Here is a 14,806-nt window from a genome sequence, read left to right on the forward strand (position 1 = left end):
AGGACATGACGGCGAACACCGATCCGTTCTCGTCCCGCGCCGCCGCTGTCGTCGGCACGGCCGGTTTCGCGACCGCGTCCTGCCGACCGGTACAAGGCACGTCGCGTCCGGCAAGCGTGCGGAACCTCGTTGCTGGCAAGGACGGAATCAGCCAGCAGGATGCCGTGAAGCAACCGCCAGAGAGCGGCCGGGTGGGACGAATCTGACGCTCGTCGGGTTGACCGAACGAGCCGCCGACCGGGTTCCTGCGCGGCGTCACGCGGTGTGCGGTTGCAGAGAGCCGTCGTTGCCGACCTCGGCCACGGCGAACCAGCCATGGTCCGCCGTGGCCGATCTCGCCAATGAACTGCGGAGTTTTGGGGCACCCTGAGGTGGGGTCAGGCCTTGGTCGTCTGCTTGAGGTGGGTGTCGAAGAAGGCCTCAATGCGTAGCCATGCGTCAACAGAGGCTTCTGGGACAGGTCCGAACCCGGCGACGCGGTACAGCGGGTGCAACAGGCGCGGGCCGAATTGTTCGTCGTTGAGGAAGGCGTGGCCTGCCTGTGGGTACTCCTTCACGTCGTGTACGACGCCGAGCCTGTCGAGGGCGGAGTCGAGCTTCGCCGCCGCCCCCTTGAGCGGTCGATCGCGGCCCCCGTAGCTGGCGACGATGGGGCAGGCGTCGGCCAGGGCCTGGTCCATGTCCTTGGGGAGCTGGCCGTAGTTGGCGGACGCGGCGTCGAAGATGCCGCTGCCTGCCCCCATGAGGGCGAAGGACCCGCCCATGCAGAAACCGATGATCCCGACCGCGCCGGTGCAGTCGGGCTCATCGACGAGGTAGGTTCTCGCGGCGGCGATGTCCTGGTAGGCGCGGCCGTGGCCGGACAGCGCGGCCCGCATGGTGGGTATCAGGCAGCGGCGTGCGCCTCCGTCCGTGTACAGGTCGGGCATGAGGGTCAGATATCCGGCGCTTGCGAGCCGCCGCGCCTGTCGGAGCATCTCGTCATTGGCACCCATGACCTCGTGCGCGACCACGACTCCGGGCCATGGGCCAGGTCCGTCCGGCCGGACGAGATGCCCGGTCAGCCGCTTGGAACCGCCGGCCGGGGCGCTGAGGTGGGTCAGGGTGACGGAAACGGGATCTGGCATGGCATCCTCCGGACGACGATGTGGTGTGGTGTGGTGTGGGTGAGGCCGATGGGTCAGGTGGCCGGGGAAGGAACCGTGCCAGGTTGAGTGGATCCCGTCCGGGGCGCACCGCACCCTTGTGAAGAGTCCAGGACCGGGGTTCATGCCCGGGCGGTGGTGACCCAGTCGTACGATGGTCGCCGCACGGCTGGGTCACGGGATGAGTCCGGCCTCCTCGATCAGAGAACCGGGGACGTGGTAGCCGTCCTGGTCGCGGATGCGGGCGATGTGCCTTCGCACGTCGTCCGCGGTGGCGAGAGGCTCGTCGGCGGCGACGTGCCAGCCCTCGGTGACCCCGATGAAGGCGCGGGCGTAGCGGCCGCGGGCGATGGAGAAGACCTCGTGGGTGTACGGGTTCTCCTCGCTGGCCAAGTAGGCGACCATCGCGGTGACCATCTCGGGCTCCGTGTGCGCCGGAGTGGTGGGTAGTGTCGCCATCATGTCCGGGTTCATGTCCGCGCCCATCCGGCTCTGGGCCATCGGCAGAACGGTGTTGACCAGGATGCCGTGAGAGGCGCCCTCGAGGGCCACCACGTTGGCCAGGCCCAGGACGGCTCCTTTGGCCGCGCCGTAGTTGGCCTGCTCGGGGTTGCCGAACACGCCGGAGGCGGAGGAGGTGAACACGATCCGGCCGTAGCCCTTGTCGCGCATCACGGCGAAGGCGGGCTGGGTGACATAGAAGGCACCCTTGACGTGTACAGCGAGCAACGCCTCGATCGAATCGGGGGTGAGCTCGGTGAAGGGGGCGTTGCGGATGTTGCCCGCGTTGTTGATCAGGATGTCCACGGTGCCGTAGGCGTCGAGCGCGGTCTGCACGATGGCCTTGCCGCCCTCGGGGTGGCGACCGAGTCGTAGTTCGCGACGGCTTGGCCCCCCGCGTCGATGATTTCCTTGACGACATGGTCGGCCATGGCAGTGCCGCCGCCGGTGCCCGCGATCGTGCCGCCGAGGTCGTTGACGACGACCTTGGCGCCGCGCGCGGCGAGGTCGAGGGCGTGGGTGCGACCCAGACCGCCGCCGGCGCCGGTCACGATGGCGACTCTGCCCTCGAACGAGATTCCGTCCACTGTCAGATCACTTCCTTACTGTCGTCTGTTGCGGGCAGGCAGCCGCGGTCGCTCTGCGCCGATGACGTCGGACGAGGCGCAGCACCAGGCCGCACTCACGTGTGCCGCCTGGGGTTGGGTCAGGCCGGGCGGACGCCGTCCACGGTGATCCGCAGGGCCGACGGGCCACGCAGGTCGGCCATCGGGCGGTAGGGCGGCGGGTCCTGCGACAAGCGAGGGTTGACCAGACGTCGGGTCAGCTCGCGGACCGCGATCCGGCCTTCCATGCGGCCGAGTCCGGCCCCGAAGCAGAAGTGGATGCCGGCGCCGAAGCTGAGGTGGCCGGTGTCGGGACGAGTGATGTCGAAGGTGTCCGGGTCGGGGAAGCGGCGCGGATCCCGGTTGGCCGCGGCGAGGGCGAGGATGACCGTGGAACCCTTGGGGATGGTGCGTTCGCCGATGACGATGTCGTCGACCGCGACACGCGGCCGCAGATGCACGGAGGGCTCCAGGCGCAAGGTCTCCTCGATGGCACCGGCGGCGAGGGAGGGGTCGGCCTGGAGCCGGGCCAACTGCTCGGGGTGACGCAGCAGCAGGAGCATGCTGCTGCTTATGAGGTTGACAGTGGTCTCGTGGCCGCCGATGAAGAGCATGATGGCGGTGCTGAGCAGTTCCGGCAGGCTCATCGGGCTGCCCGGGCCGTCGTCGTGGATCATGCGCGACAAGATGTCCTGCCCCGGCTTCTTGCGAAGCCGCTCGATGTGGGCGAGGAAATACTCGGCCAGCTCCTGCTGGGCATGGTTCCTGGCCGCGGCGGCCTCAGGGTCGCGCGGGTCGACCAAGAACTCCGGGCTGCCGGCCCCCTCCTCAGCGAGAGGGGCCAGCGTGAAGGCGTCTTCGGGCGGGACACCCAGGAGGTGGCAGGCCACGCGGACGGGGATCGGGTGGGAGAACTCCGAAACCAGGTCGAACTCGCCGCGCCCGGTCAGGTGGTCGATGTGGTCGCGGATCAGCTCTTCCACCATCGGCCGTAGGCTCTCGACGAAGCCCGGACGTGCGGGCGGGCCGAAGTGGCGCTGGGCCAGGCCGCGCAGCTGGTCGTGGGTGGGGTTGTCCCGCACGAGGAACGACGGAGCAGTACCGGGAGCCGGAGCGTCCACGCCAACCCGGCTGTCCGGGGTGGCGTTGCCACGGTCGGCGGAGATGCGTGGGTCCCGGAGCAGCGCACTGACCTCGTCGTATCCGCTGACGACGCAGGTTCCGTCGTCCTGGACGGAGACCGCCTCTTTGCGTAGTTCGGTGTAGAGAGGCCAGGGGTGAGGGCGGCTGTCGGGGTGAAGAACCTGCTTATACAGGGTGGACGCCATGGGGGTGCCACTCGCTTTCGTGTGGGGGAACGGGGGGATCAGCGGCCGACCGGCCGAAGGGCGCGTGCGGTGTTCTCGTCGCAGGCGACGAACTCGGCGGGGAACGGCGCACCTTGGCGGACGAGGGATTCGTAGTAGTGCAGGTAACGCCCGTTGTCGAAGGTGACCGCGGCGACCGTGCGGTCTTCGCGTCCGTACAGCACGCTGAAGGAGCCCTGGCCGAGGGTGCCTTGGACCACCGCGATACGGTCGGCGATGCCGGGGTAGCCGACGCCCTTGATGTTCACGCCGAACTGGCTGGACCAGAAGGCCGGCAGACCGGTATGGGGGATCGGGGCCTGGCCGGGCCGACGCGTGATGTTGTGGGCGACCGTGCGGGCCTGGGTGACGGCGTTGCCCCAGTGCTCCACCGACAGCCGGCGGTCCGGGAGGAGGGGATGCGGCGCGGCGGCGACATCACCGGCGACGTACACGTCGGGCACGGGCTGCCCGTCGTGACCGAGAGCGCGGCACTGGTCGTCGCAGTGCACCCCGCCGCTGTCCGCCCGTATGGCGGAGTCGTCCAGCCATTCGACGTTGCGCTGGGCGCCGAGCGCGACGACGGCCAGGTCCGCGTCGACGGCGGCGCCGTCCGACAGCACGATCTGCCGCAGCGCCCCGGTCCCGTCCGCCACGAAACGCTCGACGGTATTCCACATCCGCACGTCCACGCCCTTGTCCCGGGCCAGGTCCGCCACCACGCCACCGATCACGCTTCCCAGCGGTCCCTGCAACGGCGTGGCCTGTGCCTCGACGAGTGTGACGTCGAGGCCGAGTTCGCGGCAGCCGGAGGCCAGTTCGCCCCCGAGGAAGCCGGCGCCGATGACGACGACGCGACGCGGTGGACGGGCCAAGCGCCGCTGGAGTTCCTCGGTGTCGTCGCGGGTGCGGACGGTGAGGACACCGTCGATGTCGTCGGCGGCGCCGCCGGGGAACGGACGGGCCCGGGTACCGGTGGCGATGACCAGGCTGTCGTAGCCGACCGTGCCGCCGTCCGCCAGCCGGACCAGGCGGTGATCCGTATCCAGGCCCGTCGCCGGGACACCCAACCGGAAGCGTGCGTCCAGGGGCCGCGTGACCGGCAGTTCGAGGCGATCGGGCGGCAGCTTCTCGCTCACGCACGCCTTGGTCAGCGGAGGGCGGTCGTACGGACGATGGGGCTCATCACCGATGATGGTCAGCTGTCCGGAGAAGCCGGACTCGCGCAGGGCCTCGGCAGTCTTCAGCCCGGCGAGGGAGGCGCCGACGATGACAACGTGGCGGCCGTTCTCCCCGCTGGTCGTGGCGGGTTCGTCCGCGTTGCCCGTGCCGACGGTGATGGCGCGCACGGGGCAGGCCAGTGCGGCGCGGTGTACCGCGTCCCGCATCTCGTCGGGTGGGTTCGGTACGTAGGTCAGAGCCTCAAGGCCATGCAGGGTGAAGGCGTCGGGGGCGGCGAACACGCACTGTCCGTAGCCCTCGCAGCGGTTCAGGTCGACACTTACCTTCACTGGGCATCCCCGCTCGGCCGGGACGTGAGCACCGGAAGCAGAACCCGGTCCACCAAGGACTCCACGAAGGCGGCATCGACCTGGCTGTCGGCGACCAGGACCTGGTGCAGGATCGCGGCCCGCGCGAGGTCCGCCAGCAGGACGGGATCCGCGTCTTCACCGACCTCGCCGCGTTCCCTGGCCCAGCCCAGGACGGTCTCCGCCAGACGGGCGTGGTGCAGGCGGACCAGTTCCTTGGTCATGCCTCCGACACTGCCGTCGTCGGAGGCGGCGACCAGGAGGCCGGAGAGGTACTTGGGTGAAGGCTGCACCTGCGCGCCGCCGGTCGGCACCAAGTTGTGCAGCAGATCGCCGCGTAACGATCCGGTGGCGGTCAAGTCAGCGGTCTGGTCGACGGCCCGGCACGCGGCCCGGCGCAGCGCCGCGGCCATCAGCTCGTCCTTGTTCGCCCAACGGCGGTACATCGTTTTCGTGCTGGCCTTGGCCCGCTCGCACACAGCGGTCAGGGTCAGCCGCTCGTAGCCGACCTCGGCCAGCAGGTCCAGCGCGGCGTCCAGCAGCGCGGCCTCGCGGTGGATGTCCATCGGGCGGCCTGCTGATTTGGCTGGGGTCGGCGTGGTCATGGACGGCTCCAGAACATCAGGAAACGCCATGGGTTCCTTTCCTAATTGCCCAGACGTAAGGCGGACAGAAAGTTGATCTTGTGGCATGAGCGTCTCTCTGGGAGTGGTGACTGTGACGACTGTCGAGGCGGATGTGCGCCTGCTGCCCAGTGGCTCAGGGTGTCCAGGCAGGGTGGGGGAGCCCCACCCCGCTATAATCGGAAAGTGCGTTCCAGTTAACGGTACGGGACGGCGGTCCCGGATGTCGAGTCGGAAGGTACCTCGATGCGTTCTGACGTCCAGCGCAATCGCAAGCGCGTCCTGGAGGCGGCGATGGAGACGTTTGCCGCCGAGGGCCTGTCGGTGCCTGTGGCCGAAATCGCCCGGCGGGCAGGGGTCGGCACCGGTACCGTCAGTCGCCATTTCCCGACGAAGGAATCCCTGTACGAGGCGATCGTGCTTCACCTGGTCGGTGGCATCGTCGACAAGGTCCGGGACCTCTCCGCACAGAATGATCCGGGCAGCGCGTTCTTCCAGTTCCTGGCCCACATGGTCGAGCAAGTGGCGGTGAACCGTGGTCTTGCCGAGGCGATGAGCGGTACCGGTTTCGATGTCGAGGCGGTCGCCTTCCGTCCCGAGCACAGCCTTGAAGCTATGGAGAGCGAGCTGCTGACGAGAGCTCAGCAGGCGGGTGTGGTACGGCGGGACATCACTCGCGCCGATGTGAAAGCGCTCCTGGTCGGGTGTCTGGCCCGAGAACGTCAGGGCTGCGACCCGGAAGCCCGGCAGCGCATGATCGACGTGGTGTGCACCGGCCTGCGAGCCGAACCGGGCACACCAGTCGGCGACCGGGGGCTTGTCGGAAGCGGGGGCTCGGGGACGCCGCCGACGGTGGCGCGGTCAGTCTGCCTGCGGCGCGGGCTTCTCCAGGAGAAGCGGGAACAGCGCCGCAGGCAGGTCGGCTCCGCGCCCGGCCTCCACTGCGCGCTGGTAGAGCTTGCGCGCACCTTCCGCCATCGGGCCACGCAGGCCGATGTCGTAGGAGGATGTGGTGGCCAGTTCCATACAGGCGAAGAACGTGTCGATGGTCGCCTCGTCCGTGCTGTAGTCGCCCTTCTCGACGCGGTCCACCGAGTCGCGGAGTTCGCGTTCCAGGATCGCCACGGTCGGCAGCGTGTGGTTGAGCAGCCTCCGGGGCGAGACGCCGTACGCCGACGCGAACGCCAGTGCTTCCTGGAAGGCGCCTTCCGCAGCCATGTAGAAGATGAGCATGCCGAGGTCCAGGGCACAGGCGTCGCCCACGTTGTCGCCCGCGTGGTTGGTGGTGCCGCCGAGCAACAGCAGGGTCGGCTCCAACTCGTTCCAGATCTCCGCGGGCCCGGAGAAGACGACACCTCCACCCGGCTGGCCGATGTCCTTGGGGTACGCGGCGATGGTCCCGTGCAGATAGCGGCCACCACGCTCCCTGACCCACGCGTCGGTCTCGATCGCGTGGTTGGGTGTTCCCGTCGCGAGGTTGACGATCGTCCGTCCGTCGAGCCGGACGTCGTCGCCCAGGGCTGTGCGCAGCGCCGCGCTGTCGGTGAGGACCGAGATGACCACCGGGCTCGCCTGGGCGGCGGCGACCGCCGACTCCGCCACGCCGGCACCCCGCTCGCGGAGCTTCTCCGCTTTGGTGGCGGTGCGGTTCCACACCGTGACCTCCCGACCGCCTTCCACGATCGCGGACGCGACCGCCGTCCCCATCAGGCCGAGACCGAGAACACTTACGTCGGACAAGGTGTCCACCTTCCTCTTTCGTTCATTTTCGTACAGGCCCTGCGGGTCGGAGTGGCGGCTGCTCGGTGCCTACTGCCGGCCGATGCGCTCGTAGACGTCCGGGCGGGACCGGCGGTAGACCAAGGCCGTGATGACGCCCACTACGAACGTTCCATAGACCAGGGCGAACATCCCGTTTGTCAGGCTCTTGGAGCCACTGATGAGGGTGCTGAAGTTCTGCGTCGCCAGGACCAGCGACACGGCGAGACCGGTGAGAGCGAGGACGGGCGCGACCACTGACTTCCAGACGTTGGTGTCGCTCGGCCTGGTCCGCCGGAGGTAGACGGGGATCGCGACTCCGGTGACCAGCAGCAGGACGATCAGTGCGTAGCCGAAGACGCCGCTCAGGGTCGCGTACAGAAGGGTGGGGTCGGCCGCGAAGATGACGAAGGGCGCCAGGCCGAGGACCGTCGTCACGGTGGTGACCAGGGACGCGCGGTAGGGGGCGCCCTGGCGGGGGTGCACCTTGCTGAGCCCCTTGTGCAGGATTCCGTCCGCGCCGAGGTTGTAGAGATAGCGAGCCGTGATGTTGTGACTGGACAGCGCCGCGGCGAAGATGCTCGTGGTGAGCAGCACGGTGGCCAGGTCAACCACGACGCGCCCGCTGTACGCGGCGGCGCTGTCCATGAACGACTGGGTCGGGTTGGCAGCCGTGGCAGCCACCACCTTGTCGGTGCCGTACGCCTGGATCAGCAGCCACGCGCTGCCGGCGTACAGGAGCGTCACCAGGCCGATGAACAGGTACGTCGCCCTGGGCACGGTGCGATCCGGGTCGCGCACCTCGTCGCGGAAGATGGTGGTCGCCTCGAACCCGCCGAAACAGAGGATGGCGAACAGCAGCGCGATACCCGTCGACCCCGAGAGGGCCGCGTGCGGGGTGAAGGAGGAGAGGCTGAAACCCGAGGCGCCGCCCTTGGACACCACGGAGGCGTCGTAGACCAGGACGATGACGACCTCGCACACCAGCACCACGGACAGGATCCGCGCTGACACGTCGAGCTTGAAATAGCCCAGCACGCCGACGACCGCCACCAGCGCCAGGCCCCAGAGCCACCAGCTGATCGCCGGTCCGTGGTACCTGTCGTGGATGAGCGACTTGAGCACCAGACCGAAATACGCGTAGCAGGACAGGGTGATGGCGTAGTAGCACAGGAGTGCCAGGAAGGAGGAGCCCAGCCCGACGACCCGGCCCAGGCCTGCGGTGATGTAGGCGTAGAACCCACCGGGATTGGGGAGATGCCGGGCCATCGTGGTGAAGCCGGCGGCGAACAGGGCCAGGATCACGCCTGCCGCCACGAAGGCCATCGGTGCGCCGATGCCGTTGCCGTAGCCGACGACGAGCGGGATGAAGCCGACGACGACCGCCATGGGTGCGTTGAAGGCCAGCACGGTGAACAGTAGGTGGAACATGCTGAGGTTGCCGCGCAACTGGGGCTCTGAAGCGACTCCCACGGACGGCACCTCCGTCTCGGTCACTGGTCTCACGGAACTCATGGGTTGTCTCCTGACGATGGCCCCTGCCCCTGGACAGGGGCTTCGGCGGCGAGGGTTGGGATCTGAGCGGGCTGCCCTTGGAGTTCGTGTCTCGGCCGGGTCCAGGATGAGATCAGTCCGGACTGGGTGAGTTGCGTTCAGCCGACCGAATTGGTCGAAAGACTAGGTCGCATGTCCGGAAGCAGGCAAGACGGGGGGGCGGTAAATTCTTTGTTTCGCGTGACAGGGGCAAGGAAAGGAATCCTCTCCGAAGATTGCGATTAACTCCGACACGGCACGACACCCCGGAAGCAACGAGGTCCGGTGCCAACTCGGCCCGTATTGCGGTGAGGTCAGCGGCATTGACGGGCCGCGCTCATCGCGACCTCGCCTGGGCTACATTCATCCACGTCAACGCGATTTGCCGATCGAGGGCACGCGGGAACGCGGTAAGTGCACCGCCCGCCGAACGTGCGGGAAACGCAATTCAAGGAATGCCGAGTGCTTCTACACTCGCAGGGAAGGGCCTCCCTGTACCGGGTGACCGGCACCGCCCGCCTTCGATCACCTGGGTAAGCTGCCGCCGGAGCCAATCAACTTGGTCATGCGATCAGGAACTGTCATCCTGGGTGTCCGCCCCGAACGCGTGGACGAGGTGCCCGGCGGCGTCGTCGACCGCCTCCTTCGCCCGTGCGATGGTTCCGACCTCGGTGAAGAAAGCGTGGAAGACGCCCGGGTAGCGCTTGGCGGCGCTTCGTACGCCGTCCTCTCGTAGCCGGCGGGCGAAGTCCTCCCCGTCGTCGCGCAGCGGGTCGCACTCCGCGGTGATGATGAACGCCGGCGGGAGGCCTCGCAGGTCGCGAGCGTTCGCGGGCACGGCGAGCGGGTCGGCGCGGTCGGCCTCGTCGCGCAGGTACTGGTCCCAGAACCACAGGACGTCGTCGCTGGTGAGCAATGGACCGTCGGCGTACTCGGTCCAGGACGGGCGTGGCACGCCGTACTCGGTGGGCGGGTAGGCCAGCAACTGGAAGACGATGGGCGGGCCGCCCCGGTCGCGGGCGAGCAGGCACACGGCCACGGAGAGGTTGGCGCCGGCGCTGTCGCCGCCGATCGCGATGCGGGACGAGTCTGCGCCCAGTTCGGCGGCGTGGGAGGACACCCAGGTCAGGGCGCGGAAGCAGTCGTCGAGCGGCTCGGGGAACTTGTGCTCGGGCGCGAGACGGTAGTCCACCGAGACGACGACACAGCCCGCCGCCGTCGACAGTGTGCGGCACAGGGCGTCCACGCCGTCCAGACCACCCACCGTCCAGCCGCCTCCGTGGAGGTATACCAGGACCGGCAGTCCGGCCTCGGGGCCGGGCCGGTACACCCTGACCGGGATCTCGGCTTCCGCGCCGGGGACGGTCCGGTCGTACACCTCGTGGATGACCGGAGGCGGAAGGTCGGAGGCGCGTGCGCGGACCCACTCTCGTGCACCCGCAACGCCCAGCCGGTGCAGCGGTCGCGGAAGCAGCTCCTTGAGCAGGTCGGCCGACGCCTGCGCGTCGGGATCGAGTTTCACGGTGCCTCCGGGACGGTGCGCGACGTGCAGGGCTCAGGGGTCACCGGACAGTGACAGGACATTCCGCCGTTGACGGCGAGGGTGGTGCCGGTGATGTACGCCGAGGCCGGGCCGGCGAGGAAGACGACTGCCGGCCCCCGAAGAGGTTTTCGTCGAGTGTCCCGATATGCCGGACGGTCTTCGTCCCCGGATTGTCGGCGTCGACGAAGAACATGGTGGCGCCCCCGCGTTCGCCGGGTTCACCCGAGGTCCGTGCCATGACGATCGTGAAGCCCGCTCCGTCGGCACCGGTGATGAACCACTTGCGGCCGTCGATGCGCCGGCCGCCCGGAACCCGTTCGGCGCGCGTGGTCAGCGCGGCCGGGTCCGATCCCGCACCGGGGGCCGGTTCGGTCATCGCGAAGCACGACCGGATCTCGCCGGTGGCGAGCGGGCGCAGATAGCGCTCCTTCTGCTCGGGGGTCGCGACGGCCTCCAGCAGGTGCATGTTGCCCCCGTCGGGAGCGGCGATGTTCAGCGCCAGCGGGCCGAGCAGCGAGTAGCCCGCCTCCTCGAACACCACGGTGCGGCCCCGCATGTCCAGTCCGTGACCGCCGTACTCGGCCGCGACATCGGGGGCGAAAAACCCCGCCTCCTTCGCCGCACACTGGAGGTCCACTCGTACGGCCTCCGAGTGGACGACTCCCCTGTGCCGGTCCTCGACGGGGAGCACGGTCTCCCGGATGAAGCGGGCGCCGGGGTCGGCGAGCTCCGCCACGACCGGGCCGGGGAAGAGATCGACAGTCATGAGTACTCCTGTCGGCTAATGAGGGTTAGCCGACTGTAAGGCGGCACAGACCGGATGACAAGGGCCAGGCATTCGATCCGATGAAGCTCCTGCTACTTTTGGCTAGCCGGTCTGCACTGGCATGGGAGTACAAAATCGAGGGGTGAGCGGGGATGACCGTGTCGGGATCGCGGACCGAGGGCATCCGCGCCGCAGCGCTGGACCTGTTCACCAGGCTCGGCTACGGGGCGACCACGATGGCCGACATCGGCGCGGCGGTGGGGATCCGCGGACCGAGCCTGTACAAGCACGTCGCGTCCAAGCAGGATCTGCTCGTGCAGATCATGACGGACACCATGGACAACCTGCTGGCGCTGCACCGGGTGGCCGTCGACAGCAGCAGTGATCCCACCGAGCGGCTGCGGCGCGCCACCGAGGCCCACGTGCGCTACCACGCCCGCCATCGGCAGGAGGCGTTCGTCGGCAATCGCGAGATCCGCAGCCTGGCCGAGCCCCACCGTACGAAGATCCTGACCCGCCGCGCGGAGTACGAGGCGGGATTCCGCGACCTGGTGACGGAGGGTGTTGCGGCGGGGTGCTTCAGTGTCGCGTCGGCCCGGCTGGCCTCGTACGCGATCCTGGATCTCGGTATGGGCGTGGCCGCCTGGTTCCGGGACGACGGCGAACTGACTGAGGACACCGTGGCCTGGCAGTACGGGGAGTTCGCCCTCAGTATGGTCGGGGCGCCCCCGCGGTCGTGAGCGCGGGGGCAGTGGTCAGGGCCGCCCGGCCCGGTGTCCGTCGGCCAGCCGCTCCATCGCCTCGGTGGCCAGGTCGATGTCGACCATCAGGTGGTCGGGGTCCCGGAACGCCAGCCACTGGTAGACCAGCCCGTCACTCACGGCGGCGATCATGCGGGCCAGTGGCTCCACGAGCTTCGCCTCGTCACCGTCGCGCATCCCCTTGTTGAGGGTCTTGATCATCACTTCGAGATGGATCTGGTAGGCCTTGGAGGCAAGTTCCCCCTCCTGGCGCAGGACCCAGAAGAACAGCTCCGCCTGGGCGTGCGCATGCTTCTCGGCAGACTGGTAGTAGCCCATGAGCTGCCGGAGCAGGCTGGCCGCGGTGCGGCCCAGGCCGGCTCGTTCGCGTACCTGCCAGATGGTGTTCTCCAGCGTGGCGATCTGCTGCTCGTAGATCGCGAAGAAGAGCTCCTCCTTGGAGCTGAAGCAGTAGTGCAGGCTCGCGAGAGGCGCGCCGGCCTGCGCCGCGATCCGGCGGGTGGTGGCACCGTCCACCCCGAATTCCGCGATCACGTCGACGGCCGCCTGGATGAAGACCTCGCGGCGCTGGGTGGCTCGGAGTCGCGCCATGGCAGAACCCTATCTACGTGTACGGAGGTGAGTGTCGTCTGTCAGGGTATCGTGACTAAGTCGCATGTCCATGACGCGCGACTGGCCAGAAGCAGTGCATTGCCGGGGCGCATGGCCCGGCTTCACCAACCGTTCGGACCGACTCGGACCGTTGACCAGGTTTCGGTACTCCCTGCGTTGAGCCCCTGCCCATCACGGCGACGCGAGGTCACCGTGACTCCAGCCTCATACACTCCGTTGACACCGTCGGCCTTCCTGGAGGGGGCCGCCCGCGTGTGACCGAAGGGTGCGATGATCCACGGGCGCCGGGGGGACATACGCGGCGTTCACCACCGAGGGGACACGGGTCGCCCGGGGCGTCGCGGGCCGTCGGCGTGGGTGGCGGCGACCGGGCCGCTTGTCCGATGGGCACGGATCAGGGGCGTCACACGCTTGGACGGAGCTGCCGATCGCGATCTGCTGGTTGAGACGACCGCCGAGGACGAGACCGCGAAGGTCTGTCCCTTCCAGCGGCTGGACGCGATCGCCCACTCGCCGCGAGCGGTGCTCGCCTCCAGCGCATCGTCCATTCCGATCATGAAGCCCGCCGTCGCCACCTCTGAACCGGCTCCGGGGTCTCGTTCCTGCTGTGCGCGACCAGGAAGATCGAGTCGGGTATCGCCACGACCGAGGACATCGACATGGGAAGGTGCGTGGCTGCGCACCTCCGCCGCTCCTGGCCCGATGTCGGGCCGGCCTGCTCGGCGGCAAGACCAGGCGGGGCTTCTGGGCCTGTGCCTGACGTGGATCCCCCCGGTAAACGTTGTGTTACCAGTCGAATGTTGCGTTCGCCCGACTCGCCGCCGACAGGGCCATCACAGCCACCTCCCGCGAAGTCCCTATCAAGTTCGATTCCCTCTAGATCAAGTGACCAACTTTTCCGCTAGTTGGCTGGTTGAAGCGGAGGTGGAGCGTCGCAACCGAAGAGTGTCACCCGGGCCCGGCGCTTCGCCCAGCCCCTCCTGGATCCACTGGTACCCCAGGTTACGGGGCTAGGACGCTCTCGAATTTCCGCCACGTCGACCGTTGACATCAGTTCATACCGGCTTCACGATGTGGTCATCGGACTTGGTCTTACGACCAAAAATGGCTCGCCCGACCTCCTTGTCGCACGCCGGCACCCCGTCAGCCGGTATCCGAGCCTCCCCGCACGTCCCTCCCACCGCCCACCCGGTATGCACAAGGGGTACGAGATGACCACCAGCACGAACGTGAAACTGCGCTCCGTCCCGGCAGCGACTCCGGTCGCCGACATTCTGGCCATCGTGTCCGAGGACGGCGGGGTGATCATCCAGCAGCTGTTGTCCCAGGACCAGGTCCGCCGCTTCAACGCCGAGATCGACCCGGCGATGCACGCCCTGGAGCCAGGCGCCAAGAACCCCGGTGACGAGGGCATCGCCGACTTCCACGGCAAGAACACCAAGCGGCTCACCAACCTCGTCATGCTGAGCAAGACCTTCCGCGAGGAGATCCTCAACCACGAGATCGTCGCCGCCCTGGCGGACGCGGTCTTCCTGGAAGAGTCCGGGGCGTACTGGATGAACACCGCGCAGGTGATCGAGATCGGGCCGGGGAACAAGGCGCAGCCGCTCCACCGTGATCTGGAGAACTACCACCCGTTCATCGGCATGGGGCCGGCCGGCCCCGAGGCAATGATCAACTTTCTGGTCGCGCTGACCGACTTCACCGAGGAGAACGGCGCCACGCGCGTCATCCCCGGCAGCAACCACTGGCCGGACTACGAGGACCGCGGCAACCCGGAGATGACGATCCCCGCCGAGATGAAGAGCGGCGACGTGCTGTTCATCAACGGCAAGGTCGTCCACGGCGGCGGCCAGAACCGGACGACGGACTTCTACCGGCGCGGTGTGGCCTGGGCCTTCCAGCCCAGCTACCTCACCCCGGAGGAGGCGTACCCCTTCATCGTCGACCACGAGCTCGTCCGGTCGCTGCCTGAGCGGGTGCAGGGCCTGATCGGCTTCCGGTCCCAGTACCCCAAGGGCTGCCCGGGCCTGTGGCAGGTCGACTACGTCGAGCTGGCCGAGTACCTGAAGCTCTGACCGGCC

At 68.3% G+C, this 14,806-nt stretch carries 15 protein-coding genes and 1 pseudogene; 5 read left to right on the forward strand and 11 right to left on the reverse strand.

Annotated features, from left to right (window positions below):
* Window positions 1-5: 5 nt before the first annotated feature.
* On the forward strand, window positions 6-206 hold the full coding sequence (locus IE263_RS44345; RefSeq protein WP_189943823.1) for a hypothetical protein: 201 nt from the start codon (window positions 6-8) through the stop codon (window positions 204-206).
* A gap of 171 nt (window positions 207-377) precedes the next feature.
* On the opposite strand, the gene IE263_RS44350 is transcribed toward IE263_RS44345, so the two are convergent.
* From IE263_RS44350 to IE263_RS44370, 6 genes are all read right to left on the reverse strand, one after another.
* Entirely contained in the window at window positions 378-1,127 is a 750-nt protein-coding gene (locus IE263_RS44350; RefSeq protein WP_189943824.1) for a dienelactone hydrolase family protein, read from the reverse strand.
* 192 nt (window positions 1,128-1,319) lie between these two features.
* Entirely contained in the window at window positions 1,320-1,982 is a 663-nt protein-coding gene (locus IE263_RS44355) for an SDR family NAD(P)-dependent oxidoreductase (protein ID WP_229911515.1), read from the reverse strand.
* Window positions 1,940-2,233, reverse strand: a complete 294-nt coding sequence (locus IE263_RS49235) for a Rossmann-fold NAD(P)-binding domain-containing protein (protein ID WP_229911516.1) — start codon at window positions 2,231-2,233, stop codon at window positions 1,940-1,942. The genes IE263_RS44355 and IE263_RS49235 overlap by 43 nt, the downstream gene beginning before the upstream one ends.
* A gap of 119 nt (window positions 2,234-2,352) precedes the next feature.
* The gene (locus tag IE263_RS44360; RefSeq protein WP_189943825.1) at window positions 2,353-3,579 is read right to left on the reverse strand and encodes a cytochrome P450; all 1,227 of its coding nucleotides are present in this window, start codon (window positions 3,577-3,579) and stop codon (window positions 2,353-2,355) included.
* Window positions 3,580-3,617: 38 nt separating this feature from the next.
* Window positions 3,618-5,108 (reverse strand): FAD-dependent oxidoreductase, encoded by a 1,491-nt coding sequence (locus tag IE263_RS44365; RefSeq protein WP_189943826.1) that lies wholly within the window; start codon window positions 5,106-5,108, stop codon window positions 3,618-3,620.
* On the reverse strand, window positions 5,105-5,731 hold the full coding sequence (locus IE263_RS44370; RefSeq protein WP_189943827.1) for a TetR/AcrR family transcriptional regulator: 627 nt from the start codon (window positions 5,729-5,731) through the stop codon (window positions 5,105-5,107). Before IE263_RS44370 ends, IE263_RS44365 begins: the two co-directional genes overlap by 4 nt.
* 312 nt (window positions 5,732-6,043) lie before the next feature.
* On the opposite strand from IE263_RS44370, the pseudogene IE263_RS50250 reads away from it, so the two are divergent.
* Window positions 6,044-6,523: pseudogene (locus tag IE263_RS50250) on the forward strand (TetR/AcrR family transcriptional regulator); the annotation flags it as partial.
* Window positions 6,524-6,610: 87 nt separating this feature from the next.
* Here IE263_RS50250 and IE263_RS44380 read toward each other — a convergent pair.
* The 4 genes from IE263_RS44380 to IE263_RS44395 form a co-directional block, all read right to left on the reverse strand.
* The gene (locus tag IE263_RS44380) at window positions 6,611-7,489 is read right to left on the reverse strand and encodes an NAD(P)-dependent oxidoreductase (RefSeq protein ID WP_189943828.1); all 879 of its coding nucleotides are present in this window, start codon (window positions 7,487-7,489) and stop codon (window positions 6,611-6,613) included.
* Window positions 7,490-7,558: 69 nt separating this feature from the next.
* Window positions 7,559-8,980, reverse strand: coding sequence for an APC family permease (locus tag IE263_RS44385; RefSeq protein ID WP_229911517.1), 1,422 nt, complete (start codon window positions 8,978-8,980; stop codon window positions 7,559-7,561).
* Between the two features lie 631 nt (window positions 8,981-9,611).
* The gene (gene lipP1 / locus IE263_RS44390; protein ID WP_189943829.1) at window positions 9,612-10,562 is read right to left on the reverse strand and encodes a LipP1 family hormone-sensitive lipase; all 951 of its coding nucleotides are present in this window, start codon (window positions 10,560-10,562) and stop codon (window positions 9,612-9,614) included.
* 40 nt (window positions 10,563-10,602) lie between these two features.
* Window positions 10,603-11,349, reverse strand: a complete 747-nt coding sequence (locus IE263_RS44395; RefSeq protein WP_373312283.1) for an acyl-CoA dehydrogenase family protein — start codon at window positions 11,347-11,349, stop codon at window positions 10,603-10,605.
* A gap of 152 nt (window positions 11,350-11,501) precedes the next feature.
* On the opposite strand from IE263_RS44395, the gene IE263_RS44400 reads away from it, so the two are divergent.
* Entirely contained in the window at window positions 11,502-12,089 is a 588-nt protein-coding gene (locus tag IE263_RS44400; RefSeq protein WP_189943830.1) for a TetR/AcrR family transcriptional regulator, read from the forward strand.
* A gap of 15 nt (window positions 12,090-12,104) precedes the next feature.
* On the opposite strand, the gene IE263_RS44405 is transcribed toward IE263_RS44400, so the two are convergent.
* Window positions 12,105-12,701 (reverse strand): TetR/AcrR family transcriptional regulator, encoded by a 597-nt coding sequence (locus IE263_RS44405; protein WP_189943831.1) that lies wholly within the window; start codon window positions 12,699-12,701, stop codon window positions 12,105-12,107.
* Window positions 12,702-12,992: 291 nt separating this feature from the next.
* Between IE263_RS44405 and IE263_RS50255 the strand changes: the two genes are divergently transcribed.
* Both IE263_RS50255 and IE263_RS44415 read left to right on the forward strand, forming a co-directional pair.
* Window positions 12,993-13,736 (forward strand): 3-hydroxyacyl-CoA dehydrogenase NAD-binding domain-containing protein, encoded by a 744-nt coding sequence (locus IE263_RS50255; protein WP_373312284.1) that lies wholly within the window; start codon window positions 12,993-12,995, stop codon window positions 13,734-13,736.
* Between the two features lie 197 nt (window positions 13,737-13,933).
* On the forward strand, window positions 13,934-14,800 hold the full coding sequence (locus tag IE263_RS44415; RefSeq protein WP_189943832.1) for a phytanoyl-CoA dioxygenase family protein: 867 nt from the start codon (window positions 13,934-13,936) through the stop codon (window positions 14,798-14,800).
* The last annotated feature ends 6 nt before the right edge of the window (window positions 14,801-14,806 follow it).

Origin of the sequence: Streptomyces aurantiogriseus, from assembly GCF_014649375.1 — a bacterium.
Taxonomy (GTDB): Bacteria; Actinomycetota; Actinomycetes; order Streptomycetales; family Streptomycetaceae; genus Streptomyces; species Streptomyces aurantiogriseus.